Source organism: Lentzea sp. CA-135723 (assembly GCF_050936595.1).
GTDB lineage: Bacteria > Actinomycetota > Actinomycetes > Mycobacteriales > Pseudonocardiaceae > Lentzea.
Genome location: NZ_JBNJMK010000001.1, coordinates 6,829,173 through 6,844,617 on the forward strand (window position 1 = coordinate 6,829,173; position 15,445 = coordinate 6,844,617).

15 protein-coding genes and 1 pseudogene are annotated in these 15,445 nt (G+C 70.4%); 12 read left to right on the plus strand and 4 right to left on the minus strand.

Annotation, left to right across the window (positions count from 1 at the left end; translation table 11 throughout):
• Nucleotides 1-121: 121 nt before the first annotated feature.
• Nucleotides 122-1,408: a bifunctional o-acetylhomoserine/o-acetylserine sulfhydrylase gene (locus tag ACQEU1_RS32035; RefSeq protein ID WP_433209781.1), complete on the plus strand. Its 1,287-nt coding sequence runs from the start codon at nt 122-124 to the stop codon at nt 1,406-1,408.
• Complete coding sequence (gene metX, locus ACQEU1_RS32040) at nt 1,408-2,421, plus strand: homoserine O-acetyltransferase MetX (protein ID WP_433209783.1); 1,014 nt, start codon at nt 1,408-1,410, stop codon at nt 2,419-2,421. The genes ACQEU1_RS32035 and metX overlap by 1 nt, the downstream gene beginning before the upstream one ends.
• On the opposite strand, the gene ACQEU1_RS32045 is transcribed toward metX, so the two are convergent.
• Nucleotides 2,384-3,070, minus strand: a complete 687-nt coding sequence (locus tag ACQEU1_RS32045; protein ID WP_433209785.1) for a TioE family transcriptional regulator — start codon at nt 3,068-3,070, stop codon at nt 2,384-2,386. The genes metX and ACQEU1_RS32045 overlap by 38 nt on opposite strands.
• 79 nt (nt 3,071-3,149) lie before the next feature.
• On the opposite strand from ACQEU1_RS32045, the gene ACQEU1_RS32050 reads away from it, so the two are divergent.
• Complete coding sequence (locus tag ACQEU1_RS32050; protein WP_433209787.1) at nt 3,150-4,277, plus strand: erythromycin esterase family protein; 1,128 nt, start codon at nt 3,150-3,152, stop codon at nt 4,275-4,277.
• Here the strand turns inward: ACQEU1_RS32050 and ACQEU1_RS32055 are convergent.
• Nucleotides 4,249-4,755, minus strand: coding sequence for a hypothetical protein (locus tag ACQEU1_RS32055; RefSeq protein WP_433209789.1), 507 nt, complete (start codon nt 4,753-4,755; stop codon nt 4,249-4,251). The genes ACQEU1_RS32050 and ACQEU1_RS32055 overlap by 29 nt on opposite strands.
• 120 nt (nt 4,756-4,875) lie before the next feature.
• Here ACQEU1_RS32055 and ACQEU1_RS32060 point away from each other — a divergent pair, with 120 nt between their 5' ends.
• The 4 genes and pseudogenes from ACQEU1_RS32060 to ACQEU1_RS32075 form a co-directional block, all read left to right on the plus strand.
• Nucleotides 4,876-5,994 carry a sensor histidine kinase gene (locus ACQEU1_RS32060; protein ID WP_433209791.1) on the plus strand — a complete coding sequence of 373 codons (1,119 nt, stop codon included), beginning with the start codon at nt 4,876-4,878 and terminating at the stop codon, nt 5,992-5,994.
• The gene (locus ACQEU1_RS32065; RefSeq protein ID WP_433209793.1) at nt 5,991-6,644 is read left to right on the plus strand and encodes a response regulator; all 654 of its coding nucleotides are present in this window, start codon (nt 5,991-5,993) and stop codon (nt 6,642-6,644) included. The genes ACQEU1_RS32060 and ACQEU1_RS32065 overlap by 4 nt, the downstream gene beginning before the upstream one ends.
• A 52-nt stretch (nt 6,645-6,696) precedes the next feature.
• Nucleotides 6,697-7,398 (plus strand): alpha/beta hydrolase, encoded by a 702-nt coding sequence (locus ACQEU1_RS32070; protein ID WP_433209795.1) that lies wholly within the window; start codon nt 6,697-6,699, stop codon nt 7,396-7,398.
• A gap of 35 nt (nt 7,399-7,433) precedes the next feature.
• Nucleotides 7,434-8,246, plus strand: a pseudogene (locus tag ACQEU1_RS32075) (acyltransferase family protein); the annotation flags it as partial.
• Here ACQEU1_RS32075 and ACQEU1_RS32080 read toward each other — a convergent pair.
• On the minus strand, nt 8,209-10,233 hold the full coding sequence (locus ACQEU1_RS32080) for a phospholipase A2 (protein WP_433209797.1): 2,025 nt from the start codon (nt 10,231-10,233) through the stop codon (nt 8,209-8,211). The pseudogene ACQEU1_RS32075 and the gene ACQEU1_RS32080 sit on opposite strands and share 38 nt — an antisense overlap.
• Before the next feature lie 136 nt (nt 10,234-10,369).
• Here ACQEU1_RS32080 and ACQEU1_RS32085 point away from each other — a divergent pair, with 136 nt between their 5' ends.
• Genes ACQEU1_RS32085 through ACQEU1_RS32095 form a run of 3 tightly spaced genes read left to right on the plus strand, consistent with a single transcriptional unit; the run spans nt 10,370 to nt 13,205 of the window.
• Nucleotides 10,370-11,461, plus strand: coding sequence for a DUF418 domain-containing protein (locus ACQEU1_RS32085; RefSeq protein WP_433209799.1), 1,092 nt, complete (start codon nt 10,370-10,372; stop codon nt 11,459-11,461).
• Between the two features lie 5 nt (nt 11,462-11,466).
• A complete protein-coding gene (locus ACQEU1_RS32090; protein WP_433211906.1) occupies nt 11,467-12,588 on the plus strand; it encodes a histidine kinase in 1,122 nt (373 codons plus the stop codon).
• Entirely contained in the window at nt 12,585-13,205 is a 621-nt protein-coding gene (locus ACQEU1_RS32095) for a response regulator (protein ID WP_433209801.1), read from the plus strand. The genes ACQEU1_RS32090 and ACQEU1_RS32095 overlap by 4 nt, the downstream gene beginning before the upstream one ends.
• A 37-nt stretch (nt 13,206-13,242) precedes the next feature.
• Here ACQEU1_RS32095 and ACQEU1_RS32100 read toward each other — a convergent pair whose 3' ends face one another.
• Nucleotides 13,243-13,815 carry an SACE_7040 family transcriptional regulator gene (locus ACQEU1_RS32100; protein WP_382441543.1) on the minus strand — a complete coding sequence of 191 codons (573 nt, stop codon included), beginning with the start codon at nt 13,813-13,815 and terminating at the stop codon, nt 13,243-13,245.
• 121 nt (nt 13,816-13,936) lie between these two features.
• On the opposite strand from ACQEU1_RS32100, the gene ACQEU1_RS32105 reads away from it, so the two are divergent.
• Nucleotides 13,937-14,416, plus strand: a complete 480-nt coding sequence (locus tag ACQEU1_RS32105; protein ID WP_433209803.1) for a hypothetical protein — start codon at nt 13,937-13,939, stop codon at nt 14,414-14,416.
• A gap of 191 nt (nt 14,417-14,607) precedes the next feature.
• Nucleotides 14,608-15,396 (plus strand): SGNH/GDSL hydrolase family protein, encoded by a 789-nt coding sequence (locus tag ACQEU1_RS32110; protein WP_433209805.1) that lies wholly within the window; start codon nt 14,608-14,610, stop codon nt 15,394-15,396.
• The last annotated feature ends 49 nt before the right edge of the window (nt 15,397-15,445 follow it).

Below are 15,445 nucleotides of genomic sequence, written 5' to 3' on the forward strand. Positions count from 1 at the left end.
CATGACCATGCCGCTGGTTAGCCGACGCCACGTGGACTACGTGCGCGTCACCAGCATGGCCTGTCGTTGCTCTCGTTGATCCCAACCCCTCTCGCATCAACGAACGTTCTGGAGCACAGCCATGTCCTGGTCCTTTGAGACTGCGCAGATCCACGCGGGCGCCGCGCCCGATCCGGCCACCGGCGCCCGCGCCACGCCGATCTACCAGACCACCTCGTACGTCTTCCGGGACACGCAGCACGGCGCCGACCTGTTCGCGCTGGCCGAGCCCGGCAACATCTACACGCGCATCAACAACCCCACGCAGGACGTGCTGGAGCAGCGCGTCGCCGCGCTCGAAGGCGGGGTGGCGGCCGTCGCGTTCGCGTCCGGGTCCGCTGCCGGGACGGCCGCGATCCTGAACCTCGCGCGGGCCGGTGACCACCTGGTCTCCAGTGCCTCGCTGTACGGCGGCACGTACAACCTGTTCCACTACACGCTGCCGAAGCTCGGCATCGAAGTGTCCTTCGTGGACGATCCCGACGACCTGGACGCCTGGCAGTCGGCCGTGCGGCCCAACACCAAGCTGTTCTTCGCGGAGACGCTCGCGAACCCGCGTTCCCACGTGCTGGACGTCGAAGGGGTGGCCGGGGTCGCGCACGCGAACGACGTGCCGCTCGTCGTCGACAACACGGTGCCCACGCCGTACCTGCTCAGGCCGTTGGAGCACGGCGCGGACATCATCATCCACTCGGCCACGAAGTACCTCGGCGGCCACGGCACGGCCATCGCCGGCGTGGTGGTCGACGGCGGGAAGTTCGAGTACGGAGCCGAGAAGTTCCCCGACTTCCACGAGCCCGACCCCAGCTACAACGGCCTCCAGTACTGGCCGGTGCTCGGGCACGGGGCGTTCGCGGCGAAGCTGCGGGTGCAGGGCCTGCGCGACACCGGCGCGGCCATCGCGCCGTTGACCAGCTTCCTGGTCATCCAGGGCATCGAGACGCTGTCGTTGCGGATCGAGCGGCACGTGCAGAACGCGCAAGCGCTTGCGGAGTGGCTGGAGGGCCGCGACGAGGTCGAGAAGGTGCACTACGCGGGCCTTCCGTCGTCGCCGTTCCACGCCAATGCGCAGAAGTACCTGCCGAAGGGCGCGGGCGCGGTGGTGAGCTTCGAGCTGCGCGGCGGGGTCGAGGCCGGGCGGGCCTTTGTGGACGGTACGAGCCTGTTCAGCCAGCTGGTGAACATCGGCGACGTGCGGTCGTTGATCGTGCACCCGGCGTCGACCACGCACAGCCAGCTCTCGCCGGAGGAGCAGGTCGTCACGGGCGTGACGCCGGGTCTGGTGCGGCTGTCGGTCGGGCTCGAGGGGCTGGAGGACCTCAAGGCCGACCTGGAGGCGGGCTTCACCGCGGCGAAGTCCGAGTTGTAGTGGGCGGATGGCGGTTCGGCGATCCGAACGGGCGGCGGAAGTGGTTCAGCCACGCCGCGGAGTTCGGGGAACTGCCAGGATTCCAGCTCGCGTACGAGACGTGGGGGACCTTGAACGCGGAGGCCTCCAACGCGGTGCTCGTGCTCCACGCCCTGACCGGGGACAGCCATGTCGCCGGGGGCGTGGAGCCGGGCCACCCCACGCCGGGCTGGTGGGATTCCCTGGTGGGGCCGGGGAGACCGCTCGACGGCTGCTTCGTGGTGGCGCCCAACGTGCTGGGCGGGTGCCAGGGCAGCACCGGGCCCTGGCAGTACCCCGGCTTTCCGGCCATCACCATCCGCGACCAGGTCGCGGCAGAGGTGCACCTCGCCGACTTCCTGGGCATCGAACGGTGGGCCGCGGTGCTCGGCGGGTCGATGGGCGGCATGCGGGCCGTCGAGTGGGCGGTGAGCGCGCCCGATCGGGTGGAGTCCTTGCTGCTGCTGGCAACGACGGCGGCCGCTTCGGCCGAGCAGATCGCGCTGGCGTCCGCGCAGCTGCACGCGATCAGAGCCGACCCCGTCGAAGGACTGGGGATCGCGCGGCGGATCGCGCACATCAGCTACCGGAGCGAGCAGGAGCTGCAGGCCCGGTTCGGGAGGAAGGCGCAGCAAGACGGGCGGTTCGAGGTCGAGTCCTATTTGGACCACCACGCGGCCAAGCTGACGCGCCGGTTCGACGCGGCCAGCTACGCGACGCTGACCGAGGCGATGAACTCCCACGACGTCGGGCGCGGGCGTGGTGGCGTTCAGGCGGCGCTGACGAGGATCCGGGCGCGCACGATCGTGGCCGGGGTCGACTCGGACCGCCTGTACCCGTTGGCGCAGCAGGAAGAACTCGCGGCGGGGATCCCAGGGGCCGACGTGGTCAGGGTGATCGAGTCGCCGTACGGGCACGACGCGTTCCTGATCGAGAGCGAGCAGGTCGGCGCGCTCGTCACGGAGTTGCTGCCCGTGCGGTCAGGTACTCGCTGAGCCGGGCCGACGCCGTCAGCATCGCCAGACCTCGCGCCAGGAGACGGCCGCGCCAGTCGGTCAGGGCGGCCCCCAGCGTGTCGGTGCCGCCCGCCGAACGGACCTGGTCCACCACCAACGCGATGCGCGCCAACGGATAACCGCCGCGGCGCAGCAGGTGGGCCAGCTCCGCGTCGCGGACGTCCTCCGCGCGGAACAGCCGATAGCCGGTCGGTTCCCGTTGCGGCACCAGGACTCCCGCCTCCTCCCACGCCCTGAGCGTGGCCGGCGTGACGCCCAGCCGCCGGGCCAGCTCCCCGATCGTGCGCGGCTCCAGCACCGGCTCGACGTCCGTCAGGTCCGCGACGGCACCGCTCACCGAGTCCAGGGTGGCGCGGTCGCGGAGGAGCTGCTCGTGGCCGCGGTCGATCGTCAGCAGCACGTCGTCGAGCGAGCCGGCGTGCACGGCGTTCATGATCCGACCCGCCACCGCGTGCCCGAAGGCGGGGATCAGCGCGACGAACGTGCGCAGCGCGGCCGCGTGGCCCTCGGTGTAGACGCGGTAGCCGGACGGGGTGCGCTCGGCGGGCGGCAGGAAGCCCGACTCCTCGTAGTTGCGCACCGCCTGGGTCGACAGGCCGTGCTCGCGGGCTAGGTCGGCAGGACGCACGGTTGAGACTTTAGGGCAGATGACAAGCAACTATGGCGGGAAAGTATCAACGGAGCTTTCAATGTTACGGTTGAACCACATGAGCCAGGACATCAGCGAGTTCGTCACCCCCTTCACCGAGCTCCTCGCTCTCGGCGAGCCGACCCACCTCGACCACGCCCACTCGTGGGTCCGCAACGAGCTGTTCGAGCAGCTCGCAGGCCTGGGCTACCGGTCGATCGCGCTGGAGAGCTGCCGGATCCGCGGGCTCGGCGTCAACGACTACGTGCACGGCGGCGAAGGCGACCTCGACACGATCTTGAAGGAAGGCTTCTCCCACACGTTCGGCGAGAACTGGCTGGCGAACCGCGAGCTCGTGAAGTGGATGCGCGAGTACAACGCGGACAAACCGGAGCACGAGCGGCTGTCGTTCCACGGCTTCGACTTCCAGACCGAGACGACCAGCGCACCCAGTCCGCGCACCTACCTCGAACACGCCCGCGACTACCTCGGCGAGGATATCGACCTCAGCACCGACGACGAGAAGTGGAGCCGGGACGAGGCCGTCATGGACCTCACGAAGTCACCGGGCCGGTCGGAGGAGGCGATCAGGTTCCGCGAGATCGGCACCGGCATGCTCAAGCGGCTGCACGAGCGCAAGAGCACTGACGACGCGTGGGTGCGCGCCGAGACGTACCTGGTCGCCGGGCTGAGCCTGCTCCAGTACCACCGCGAGTGCGCCGAACCCAACCCGCTGGGCGTGCGCCTCAACCGCCTGTGCCAGATGCGCGACGGCGTGATGGCCCGCAACCTGCTGGCGATCCGGCGCGAGGAGGCGGCGAAGGGCCCGACCCTCGTGTTCGCCCACAACGCCCACCTGCAGCGCACCAACTCGTCGATGGTGATGGCCGGCGAACGGGTCGAGTGGTTCTCGGCGGGCGCGCTCGTGGCCCCGATCCTCGGCGACCAGTACACCGTCATCGGCGGCACGCTCGGCCGCAACGACTCCATCGGACTGGGCGAACCGGACGAAGCCACCCCGGAAGGTCAGCTCCAGCCCCTGTTCACGACCTGGGGCATCACCGCCGACAAGCCGGCAGGACCGCGCCGGACCGACCTCGGTGGCGACCCGATGCTGGAGATGGCGCACTTCCCGCTCGACCAGCACCTGATGGACGGGGTGGACGCGCTGCTGCACGTCAGGGTTGGTCGTCCAGGGACGCGGTGATCCACGGCGCGACCGGCAGGTCGCGCGTCTCGCACTCGATGGCCAGTTTCAACGTCCACCGCAGAGCTTGTAAGACCACGGTCGCGAGCTCCTGCGGCTGGCCGTTGGCCAGCGCGATCTCGATCTGCTCGGACGCCGCGTCCTGGTCGCCGTGCACCTCGGCCAGCAGGGCGCGGATCGCCGTGCGGACGGGCGGGTCGGCGTCGTCGATCTGGACCTCGTTGCCTTCCTCGTCGAACACCTGCATCTTGACCGGGGTCGCGCCGCCGGAACCGAGCGCGCTGACCATGCTGCTGCACTCGGCGAACAGCAGCAGCACCAGCTCACGGATCTCCTCGTTGCCCTCGGGAGACCCGCTGAGGTACCCGGTCACGAGGTCCACCGCCACAGCGTCTTCCCCGGCCCTGGCGGCAGCCAGCGCCTCGCCGGCGACGGCCGTCAGCCGCGCCCAGCGATCTGGATCCTGTGGTGGTCTCACAGGTACTGCCTACCGCGCGGTGTCACGGATTCGCAATGCCCCATCTTGATCAGAGTCATACCCCGGTACCTCACTCCGCAGGTCAATGTGCGAATCAGCGGATCGACCTAGCATCGGCTGGTGTTCCGCGCGTTGTACCGGACCGTTCTCGGTCCCGATCGCACCCGAGTCCTCGCCAGGGCCTTCGGGCGGTGGCGCGTCCCCGTCCACGCCGCACTGATCATCTACGCCTTCGTGTGGGGCGTCGTCGCGAGCGCCAACTACGTGCGCCAACAGGACGCGGACGGCTGGTGGGTCGTCATCTTCCTGTCGACCGTCCTGCCGTACGTGCTGCTGATCCGGTCGCCGCTGTACGCCTGGCGGGTGGCCGCGCTGGGCTTCTACTGGGTCGGCCTGCTGTGCGTCGGCGACGGCGCCGCGGCGTTCCAGTACTGGACGGCGATCCCGCTCCTCGTGGCGGTCGCGGCCTTCTACTCGCGGCCGATCGTGATCACCGCCACGCTCCTCAGCGCGGTGCTGGTCGCCCTGACCGAACGGCAGGCCGCCGACCTCGCGCTCTTCGTGCCGATGCTCGCCGCCGTCGTCTACCTCTTCGGCGCGCGCGGCCGAGCCGAGCGCGAACTGGAGGAGGAGCGTTCGTCCAATGCGGCGTTGGAGGAACGGGCCCGCATCGCGCGTGAGATGCACGACGTCGTGGCGCACCACATGTCGTTGGTGGTGGTGAGGTGCGAGACCGCGCCCTACCGCCTCAATGGACTGAGCGACGAGGCCCAACACGAGTTCGCGGAACTCGGCGAGGCCGCGCGGGAGGCGATCACCGACATGCAACGCCTGCTGGGCGTGCTGCGGACCAACGGCGAGGCCCCTCAACGCGAACCGCAGCCCGGCATCAGCCGCATCCCGGAACTGGTGCGCCCCGGCGACGAGGCCGAGGTGGACGTGGACGACGTCCCGGAGGCGGTCGGCCTCACCGCGTACCGGATCGTGCAGGAGGCGCTCACGAACGTCACCAGACACGCGCCCGGCGGAAGGGCGTCCGTCCACGTGCACCGCGACGGCGACCGGCTGGACGTGCTGGTGCGCAACACCGCGGGAGGACCGTCGCGCGGCGGCGGCAGCGGGCAGGGTCTGGTGGGGATGCGCGAACGCGTCGCGGTGCACGGTGGCACGCTGACCGTGAAGTCGACCGAGGACGGCGGGTTCGTGGTGCGAGCGAGGATTCCGTTGGGGGACAAGTGATCAGGGTGGTCGTGGTGGACGACCAGGAGATGGTGCGCGAGGGCTTCTCCGCGTTGCTCGACGCGCAGGACGACATCGAGGTCGTCGGCTCCGCGGGCGACGGGGTGCAGGGCGTCGCGCTCGCGCGGGCGGTCGAACCCGACGTCGTGCTGATGGACATCCGCATGCCCGAGATGGACGGACTCACCGCGACGCGGTTGTTGCTGGACGGGTCGGCGTCGACGAAGGTGCTGGTGCTGACCACGTTCGACCTCGACGACTACGTCTACGAGGCGTTGCAGGCGGGGGCGAGCGGGTTCCTGCTCAAGCACGCGCCGGCCCGTGAGCTGCTGAACGCCGTGCGCGTGGTGGCCGCCGGGGACGCGCTGCTGGCGCCGTCGATCACCAAGCGGCTGATCGAGGACTTCGTGCGCTCACGCCGTTCGGAACGGGTGCGGCCCGCGCGGCTGTCCGCGCTGACCGAACGCGAGACCGAGATCCTCGTGCTGATCGCGCAGGGCCTGTCGAACTCCGAGATCGCCGCGTTGCTGGTGCTCGCAGAGCAGACGGTGAAGACGCACGTGAGCCGCGTGCTGATGAAGCTCGGCCTGCGCGACCGCGCCCAGGCCGTGATCGCCGCGTACGAGAGCGGGCTCGTAGTACCGGGGTAATGGCGCCGCGGGGTGACGATCTGCGCGAAGTGGTCTTCCTAGCTTCGGGGACATGCGCCGAGCTGTCCTGTTCCTCCTGCTGATCGCCCTGCCGTCGGTCGCGCCGTCGATCGCGCAGTGGCGTTCCGACGTCGCCCGCCGGGTCGCGGTCGTCGGTGACCTCGCGACCGCCCGGGACGTCGTGGTCGTCGTGCCGGGGTCCGACGTGGACGTCGACCGGTTCGACCGGACCGTCGGGCGGATGGCGTCCAACCTGTACGCGGAGGCCCACCGCGACGACCTGGCGGTGATCGCCTGGCTCGGGTACCGGACGCCGCAGGGGCTCGGGGTCGACGCCGTCACCGGGTCGCTGGCGCGGCAGGGGGCTCGCGCGCTGGCCGACTTCGTGCGGGCGTTGCCTCCGGCGGTGCGGGTGCACGTCATCGGGCACAGCTACGGGTCCGTGGTGGTCGGGCTGGCCGCGCACGAGCTGGACGTGGCGGACGTCGTGTTCACCGGGAGTCCCGGGGTGCGGGCGTCGTCGGTGGCCGAGCTGGGGACGCGGGCTCGGGTGTGGGCGGTGCGGTCGAGCGGTGACTGGATGCGGTTCGTGCCCAACGTGCGGTTGTTCGACCTCGGGCACGGCACCGATCCGGCTTCCGACGCGTTCGGCGCCACGGTGTTGAGGTTCGCCGGAGGGAAGCACGACACGTACTACGAACCGGGCACCGAGACGCTGAAAGCACTGGTCGGGATTGCGGGGAACCAGCTGTGAGGAACCCGTTCATCGACGCGGTGCGGGCGCTCGCGGTGATCGCCGTCGTCCTCGGCCACTGGCTGGTCACCGCCCTGGTAGACACCCCGACCGGCATGTACATCGACAGCCCGTTGAAGCACCTGCCGTCGCTCACCCCGGTCTCGTGGGTGCTGCAGACGCTCGGCCTGTTCTTCTTCGTCGGCGGGTTCGCGGCGGCGCACTCGAAGACGCCGTTCCTCACCCGGCTCAGGCAGCTCGCCGTGCCCACGCTGCTGATGCTGGCCTGCTGGGCGGCCGTCCTCTTCGGACTGGTGTTGCGCGGTGTCGATCAGGGCACCGCCTGGAACATCGGGTTCCTGGTCACGACACCGCTGTGGTTCCTGGGCGTGCACCTGGTGCTGCTGGCGATGAAACCGTTGGTGCGCAAGCTGGACGAGCACTCGTGGGGTGTGCTCGTGCCGATAGCGCTGGTGTTCCTCGTCCCGTACGCGGTGTGGTGGGCGGCCTGGCAGCTCGGGTACGCGCTCAGGAGCCGACGGATTCCCGGGCCGCCGTTGCTGGTCGCGGGCGTGCTCGGGTACGCGCTGCTGACGACGTTCGGCGGGTATCCGGTGTCGGCGGTGGGCATTCCGGGCGAGGCCGTGTCGAACCTGAACCCGCCGAACTACGCGACGCTCGCGCTGGCGTTCGCGCAGATCGGGCTGGTGCTCACGATCGCGCCGGCGCTGACCAGGCTCGGCGACAAGAAACCCGTGCGGTGGCTGAACAGGCAGGCGCTGGGGATCTTCCTCGCGCACCAGAGCGCGCTGGTCACCGTGACGCTGGCGGTCAGCGCGTGGGGGCCGTTGCCGGGGCTCCAGCAGCCACCAGATCATCCGGACTGGGTGTGGCAGCGGCTGCTGTGGCTGCCGGTGTGCGCGGCCGTGACCTGGGGATGGCTCCGAGCACTGCGAGGCCGATCGCCGCGGCGTGCAGCGCCACCACCGGAGGAGCCGGGTCCAGCGCCAGCATCGGCGGCACGCACGCCAGCGCCGTGAGCAGCCACGGCAGGCGCGTGTCGCAGCTGCCGGTGCGGGCGGTGTGGATCAGGTACCAGCCGAGCAGCAGGTGGATGAGGTTCTGCAGCGGGTCGACCGGCAGCAGCACCAGCACGCCGTCGCCGAGGAACCCGCTCACCACGAACCCGAGCACGCCGAGCGTCCCGAACGACACGCCCATCGCCGTCGCGAGGCGGGTGCGGTGCGACTCGTGCGCCAGCCGGTGCACCCGGATCAGGCGCCGCTCGAAGCGGTGGAACACCAGGATCAACGGCACCAGCGCGAGCACCAGCCAGATCGGCGCCTGGGTCAGCCCGAGCACCCCGACCAGCGCGCCGACACCCGCGAGGTACGCGAGGTACACCGTCATCGGCGCGCGCCGGGCGAAGTCCACGACGTGCCACGACCGGCCGTCGAGCCACGTCGTGAGCCGTTCGCGGGCCAGCAGCGCCAGGCAGATCTGCGCCACGCCGAGCACCATCATCGAACGCGGGTAGTCGCTGAAGAACACCAGCGCGGGCACCGTCACGGCCCCGAGCGCGGCCAGCAGCCGGCGCGACAACCGCGTCAGCGTGCCGTCCGCGTAGAAGAACCCGATCTGCTGCATCAGCAACGCGCCGACGATCAGGTTCACGTACCCGCCGGTCTTCCAGTCCGTCGACGTGCGCGCGACCTCGACCGCCATCGTCACGAGCACCAGCACGAACGGAGTGGTGCGGCGGAGGTTCTCGTGCAGCCACGCGGCCGCAGGGGTCGCCGCGACCGCGAGCAGGTAGACCCCGAGGAACCACAGCGGATGCGTGATCAACCGGCTGTACGCGTCGACCTTGACGTCCAGCAGGTTCATCGCCGCGAACAGCACCACCCACAGCAGCACGAACGCGAGCACCGGCCGCAGCAGCCACGACGTCCGGCTCGACACCCAGCAGCCGAACCCGCCCCGGTGCTCCTGCCAGCTGCGCAGGTTCGCGTGCCCGCCGGCGAAGAAGAACAACGGCACCGCCTGCAACGCCCACAGCCACGGCGTGCCGGCCCCGCGCAGGTGCGCGAGCGTCGCCACCGTCTCGCCGAGCACGAGCAGCGTGAGGCTCAGCAATCGCAGGAACGTCGCGTACCTGTCCTGCTCGGCGTTCTGCAGCACCTCCGGCAACGGCGCGCTGTCGTCGCGACGACGGCCGTGCAGCCGGGCCAGCAGCAGGAACACCACGACCGCGCTGCCGAACGCCCACGCCACCACGGGTTCGTGGCCGGGCGCTCCCCACCGCTGCCGCCACGAGTTGAACTGCAGGCCCAGCGCGTAGGTGGTGGCGACCGCCTGGCAGCTCTGCTCGGCGCCGCGCGGGTTCAGCCGGCACTGGGTGTGCAGGTCGGCCGCGAGCCGGTCGTCCAGCGCCTTGCGGGCCTGGGGGCCGAGCGGATCGCCCTTGTGGTCGGCGTAGCGCAGCAGGTCGTAGCCCAGGTCGTGCGCACGGCAGGCCGCGCTGAAGTCCCACTCCGTGTCCCCGGCGGGGCCAGAGCAGCCGCCGTCCTTGTCGACCACCCGCAACGTGCCGTCCGGCGCGGTGATGGTTTTGGGGTCGCGGCCCATCTCCTTGGCGAAGTCGCCCGGCAGGTTCAGGTACGGGTCGTGCGTCGCGGACGGCGCCACGAACGCGTTGACGGCGTTGGCCGCGGCGATCACGTCGGCACTCGGCGGGATCCCGCCGTCGCCGGTGGCCGGGCGGGAGGCGATCACCCCGCAGACGAACACCGCGAGCGTGATCACCGTGAACCGGAACCAGGCCGGGAGCCGGAGGAGGAGTTTGCGAGCGCCCATTGTCGCGCCAGGTTACGGAAGGGTCTCGGCTGATCGCCAGTTCGCCAGGTCAGGCGCACGCCATCCGTCGATCGGTGGATGCGGGCCGATGACACGGATGATGTTGCTCATCCTCGTGGAAAGACACGCTTGGAGCATGAAACGACTGCTCACACCTGATCTGGCCCGCGGTGGCATGCTCGCGTTGATCGCGCTGGCCAACTCCGCCGTCTACCTGCACGGCCGCCCGTACGGCGTGCGCCAGCACATCGTCGAGTCGGGGTTCGCCGACCACCTGGTCAGCTTCTTCGTCGTCACGCTCGTCGACGCCCGCGCGTACCCGATGTTCGCCTTCCTGTTCGCGTACGGCGTCGCGAAGATGGCCCCGCAACGGGTGAAGTCGCGCAACTGGTGGCTGATCGTCTTCGGGTTCCTGCACGCCCTGCTGCTGTTCCCCGGTGACGTTCTCGGCCTGTACGGCGTGCTCGGGTTCGCGGTGATCGCGATGACCCGCTGGAAGGACCGCACGTTGTTCGTGGTCGCCACCCTCTGGCTGGGGCTGACCGCGCTGGTCGCGGGACAGGCCTACGCGACGCCGCCGAACGGTCAGCGGGCGTTCTTCCTGTCGTTCGAGACGGCCGACCCGATGGCCGCGATGGCGATGCGTCCGCTGGAGTGGTTGCTGGTCCCGCTCGGCCTCATCGGGGTCGGCGCGGCCGCCATGATGGGTGTGTGGGCCGCTCGCCGGAACGTGCTCGCGTCGCCTGAACAGCACCAGACGCTGCTGCGGCACGTCGCGGGCTGGGGGATCCCGATCGCGGCGCTCGGCGGGCTGCCCAGCGGCCTCGCGGTCGCGGGGGTGCTGCACGTCGGCGAGCCGTCGGAGCTGGCCGGGCTGGCCGCGCTGCACGCCGTCACCGGGATCGCGGGCGGGCTCGGGTACGCGGCGCTGATCGCGTTGATCTCGCTGCGGGTGCGCGCCGACAGCCCCGTCGTGCGGGCGATCGCGGCCTGCGGGGAGCGGTCGCTCAGCTGCTACCTGTTCCAGTCCGTCGTGTTCGTGCTGCTGTTCGTGCCGTACGCGCTGGGGCTGGGCGCGACGCTCGGGTCCGCCGCGACCGCACTGGTGGCGCTGGCGACGTGGCTCGTCTCGGTGCTGCTGGCCGACCTGCTGCGCCGCCGCGGTCAGCGGGGACCTGCCGAGGCGTTGCTGAGCAGTGTGCGCAGGCTGCAAGGATCTTCGGTGTGACGTCCATGGTGGAGCAGGAACGCCGGTGGAACCGGGTGTGGGCGCTCGTGCCGGGCGGTCTGCTGGCGCTGGCGACGGGTGTCTACCTGGTGGCGCGGCCGATCTCCCCCGTGCCGCTGGCCGTGGTCGGCGCGCTGGTGTTGTGGCACTGGTGGTTCGTGATCGCGCACCCGGCGTGGCTGGAGCGGCGGACCGCGCTGATGCTGCTCTACTTCGCCGGAGTGCTCGGCGCGACCGTGGTGTTGCTGCTGCACGACGAGCTGTTCATGATCTTCGTCGCCGCCTGCTACGGCCTCGCGTTCCTGACCTTGCCGGGCTGGCTCGCCTACGCGGGCGCGGTGGTCGTGGGCGGGTTGTGGCTGGTGCCGCAGGGCACCGACGTCAAGGCGGCCGCCCTGATCAACCTCGGCGTGACCACCCCGATGGCGATCCTGGTCGGCTGGATCATCCGCGTGATGGAACGCGAGGTCATCCGCCGCCGCGAGATGCACGAGCGCGTCACGTCGTTGTCCGAGGAGAACGCCCGGCTCCAGGTGCTCGCCGAACGGGCCCGCGTGTCGCGCGAGATGCACGACACCGTCGCCCAGGGCCTCACCGGCATCGTGACGCAGCTCGAGGTGGCCGAGGAGCTGTCCTCGGCCGACGACGCGGTGCGCGGCCGGATCGCCACCGCCCGCCGGCTGGCCCGCGACAGCCTGGTCGAGGTGCGCCGGTCGATCGAGGCCCTGCGGCCGGGCCCGTTGCGCGACGGCCGGCTGAGCGAGGCGGTCGAACGCGCCGTGGACGCCTGGCGTTCCGAGCACGGCGTGGTGGCGACCTGCACGGTGACCGGGTCCGCCCGGCCGTTGAGCGCGGACACCGAGGTGGCCGTGCTGCGCTCAGCCCAGGAGGCTCTCGCGAACGCGGGCAGGCACGCCCGCGCCGGGCGGGTGGACGTCACACTGTCCTACATGGAGGACGTGGTGGTGCTGGACGTCATGGACGACGGCGTGGGCTTCGACCCGTCCGTGCGCGGCTTCGGCCTCACCGGGATGGAGGAACGCGTGTCCCTGCTCGGTGGCACCGTGACCGTGGAGTCGGCCCCTGGCAACGGAACCGCCGTCAACGTCACCCTGGACGCCCGGTGATCCGCCTCGTGGTGATCGACGACCACCCGGTGGTCCGCGACGGCCTGCGCGGCATGCTCGGCACTCAAGAGGACTTCGAGGTCGTCGGCGAGGCGGCGAGCGGCCTGGAGGCGCTGACCGTCATCGCGGCCGTGCGCCCGGACGTGGCCGTGACGGACCTCCGGCTGCCCGCGCCGAGCGGCGCGGACCTGGTGCGGCAGATCCGTTCGCTCGCTCCCGCGACGCGGGTGCTGGTGCTGACGACGCACGACACCGACGCCGACGTGCTGCCGACGATCGAGGCCGGCGCCATCGGCTACCTGCTGAAGGACGCGCCCCGCGAGGAGCTGTTCCGCGCGGTGCGGGCGGCGGCGCGCGACGAGACGGTCCTGTCGCCCTCGGTCGCGGCACGGCTGGTGCGCAAGGTGCACGCGCCGGTGCCCGTGTCGGCGTTGAGCAGCAGGGAACGCGAGGTGCTCGCGCTGGTCGCGCGGGGGAAGACGAACCGCGAGGTGGGGGCCGCGCTGCACATCAGCGAGGCGACGGTGAAGACGCACCTGCAGCACGTCTACGCGAAGCTGGAGGTGCCGGACCGGGCGTCGGCCGTGTCGGCCGCGCACCAGCGAGGGTTGATCTAGAAACGCGTGACGGCCTGCCGCCACCGCGCGATTCGTTCTAGGTAGCCACGACCGCCGGGGTCAGCGACGCCAGCGCCATCCGCGAGAGCAGCGCGGCCATCTGGTCCCGGTCGAGGTGGGCGCTGTGCGGCGTCGAGTTGATCAGCCCGAACACGGCGTGCGCCGCGGCACGCGCGGTCGGCTCGTCGAAGCCCGGCACCGTGCGCCGGATCGTCTCCACCCACACCTCGACGTACCGCCGCTGTAACGCCCGCACCCGCCGGCGGTCAGGGTCGGTCAGGTTCGCGAGGTTGCGCATCTGCACGGTGATGAGCGCCGGGTCGTCCAGCGCGAAGTCGACGTGCCACCCGATGAGCTCCCGCAACGCCTCGTCCGCGTCGGAGGCGGCGTCCACCCGGGACTGACCGCCGTCGAGCAGCCGTTCGGAGATCGACGTCAGCATCTCGCCGAGCATCGCGTCCTTGCTGCGGAAGTGCCGGTAGAGGGCGGGCCCCGAGATGCCCACGGCCGCACCGATGTCGTCGATGCCCACGCCGTGGAAGCCGTGGCGGGCGAAGAGCTCGGCCGCGGCGTTGAGGATCTGGTCCCGACGTGAGGGTTTGTCGACCACGGAAGGAGGTTAGCAGGCGTTTACCTGACCTCGGGTCCCACAATTCGAGGCGCGGGGCAACCTGGCGGAGCGGCAGGCGTCTTCCTAGTGGTTGAACCAATCTGAACTCTGGGGGAGTTCCATGATCAAGGCATTGCTGTGCACCGCCGTCGCCGGAGTGGTCGCCTTCTCGGGCGTCTCCACCGCGAACGCCGCCGAGACGGCGCCGATCGACATCCGGATGACGCTGGCCACGTCGCCCACGGCTTTCGAGAACGTCTATCCGGGCGGAACGTACTGGTCCACCCACGGGGAGTTCGACTTCTCGGTGCGGCTCAGGGACGTCGGGACGGAGAACCAGCAGGGCGTGACCGTGTTCCTCTCCGTGCCGGACACGCTCGACGTCCAGGTGCGGGGCGACGGCTGGACGTGTGAAGACACCGAGGGTGGCGTCGACTGCCATCACGCCGACCTCATGGTCCCGTACGAGGCGTGGCCGGAGTTGTACGTCCACGGCCTGCCGGACGACTACGTCCTGGACTCGATCGACGTCTACGCCACGACGGGCGACTACGAGGCGTCGCACGAGGGCGTGTACTACCAGAACGAAACGGTCGGCTGACCGGTTCTCATCGGCTGAAGAGCAGGGGTCCCTCCAGGGGCCCCTGCTTTTGTCATGCCCCGGACGGGTGGAATTTCCGCAGGTACAAGGCCTGGTTGTTGACTATTGACGAATACTTCACACAGGTCTTACTCGTGAGTAACGATTGCCGTGCACTGCATCACACCCTGCGGCCCCTTCGGGAGTCTTCGATGCGTCCTGCCCACTTCATCGCCTCGGTGGTCACCGCCGCCGCGGCCGTCATCGCGCTCGCCAACCCCGCGAGCGCCGCCGCCACCAACTACGTCGCGCTCGGCGACTCGTACGCCTCCGGCCTCGGGACCGGCAGCTACGACGGCGGCACCGGCGCCTGCAAGCGCGGCCCGCTCGCCTATCCAGCCCTGTACGCCCAGGCGACAGCCCCGGCGTCGTTCCGGTCCGTGGCCTGCTCGGGCGCGAAGACCGGCGACGTCGTCACCCAGGCCAACAACACCCTCGCCGCGTCCACCAACCTCGTCACGGTGCAGGTCGGCGGCAACGACGCCGGCTTCACCGACGTCATCACCACCTGCACGTTCGGCTCGGACCAGGACTGCGTCAACCGGGTGAACCAGGCCAAGACGTACGCCGCGAACACGCTTCCCGGGCTGCTCAACAACGTCTACGGCACCATCAAGGCGAAGTCGCCGTCGGCGCGCGTGGTCGTGCTCGGCTACCCGCGCATCTACAAGGTGCCGGGCTCCTGCAACGTCGGGCTGAGCGACACCAAGCGGGCGGCGATCAACTCCGGCAGCGACGCGTTGCACGCCACCATCAGCGCGCGGGCCGGGGCGGCCGGGTTCACCTACGTCGACGTGCGCGGGGCGTTCACCGGGCACGAGATCTGCTCGGGCAGCTGGTGGCTGAACAGCCTGAGCTGGCCGGTCGAGGAGTCGTACCACCCGAACCGCGCCGGGCACGCGAGCGGCTACCTGCCCGCTCTGCGGGCGGCGATCGGGTGAGGTATTCCGGAACGTGAGAGTGTCTGAAGACGTGCTTGACCTGCGTTCG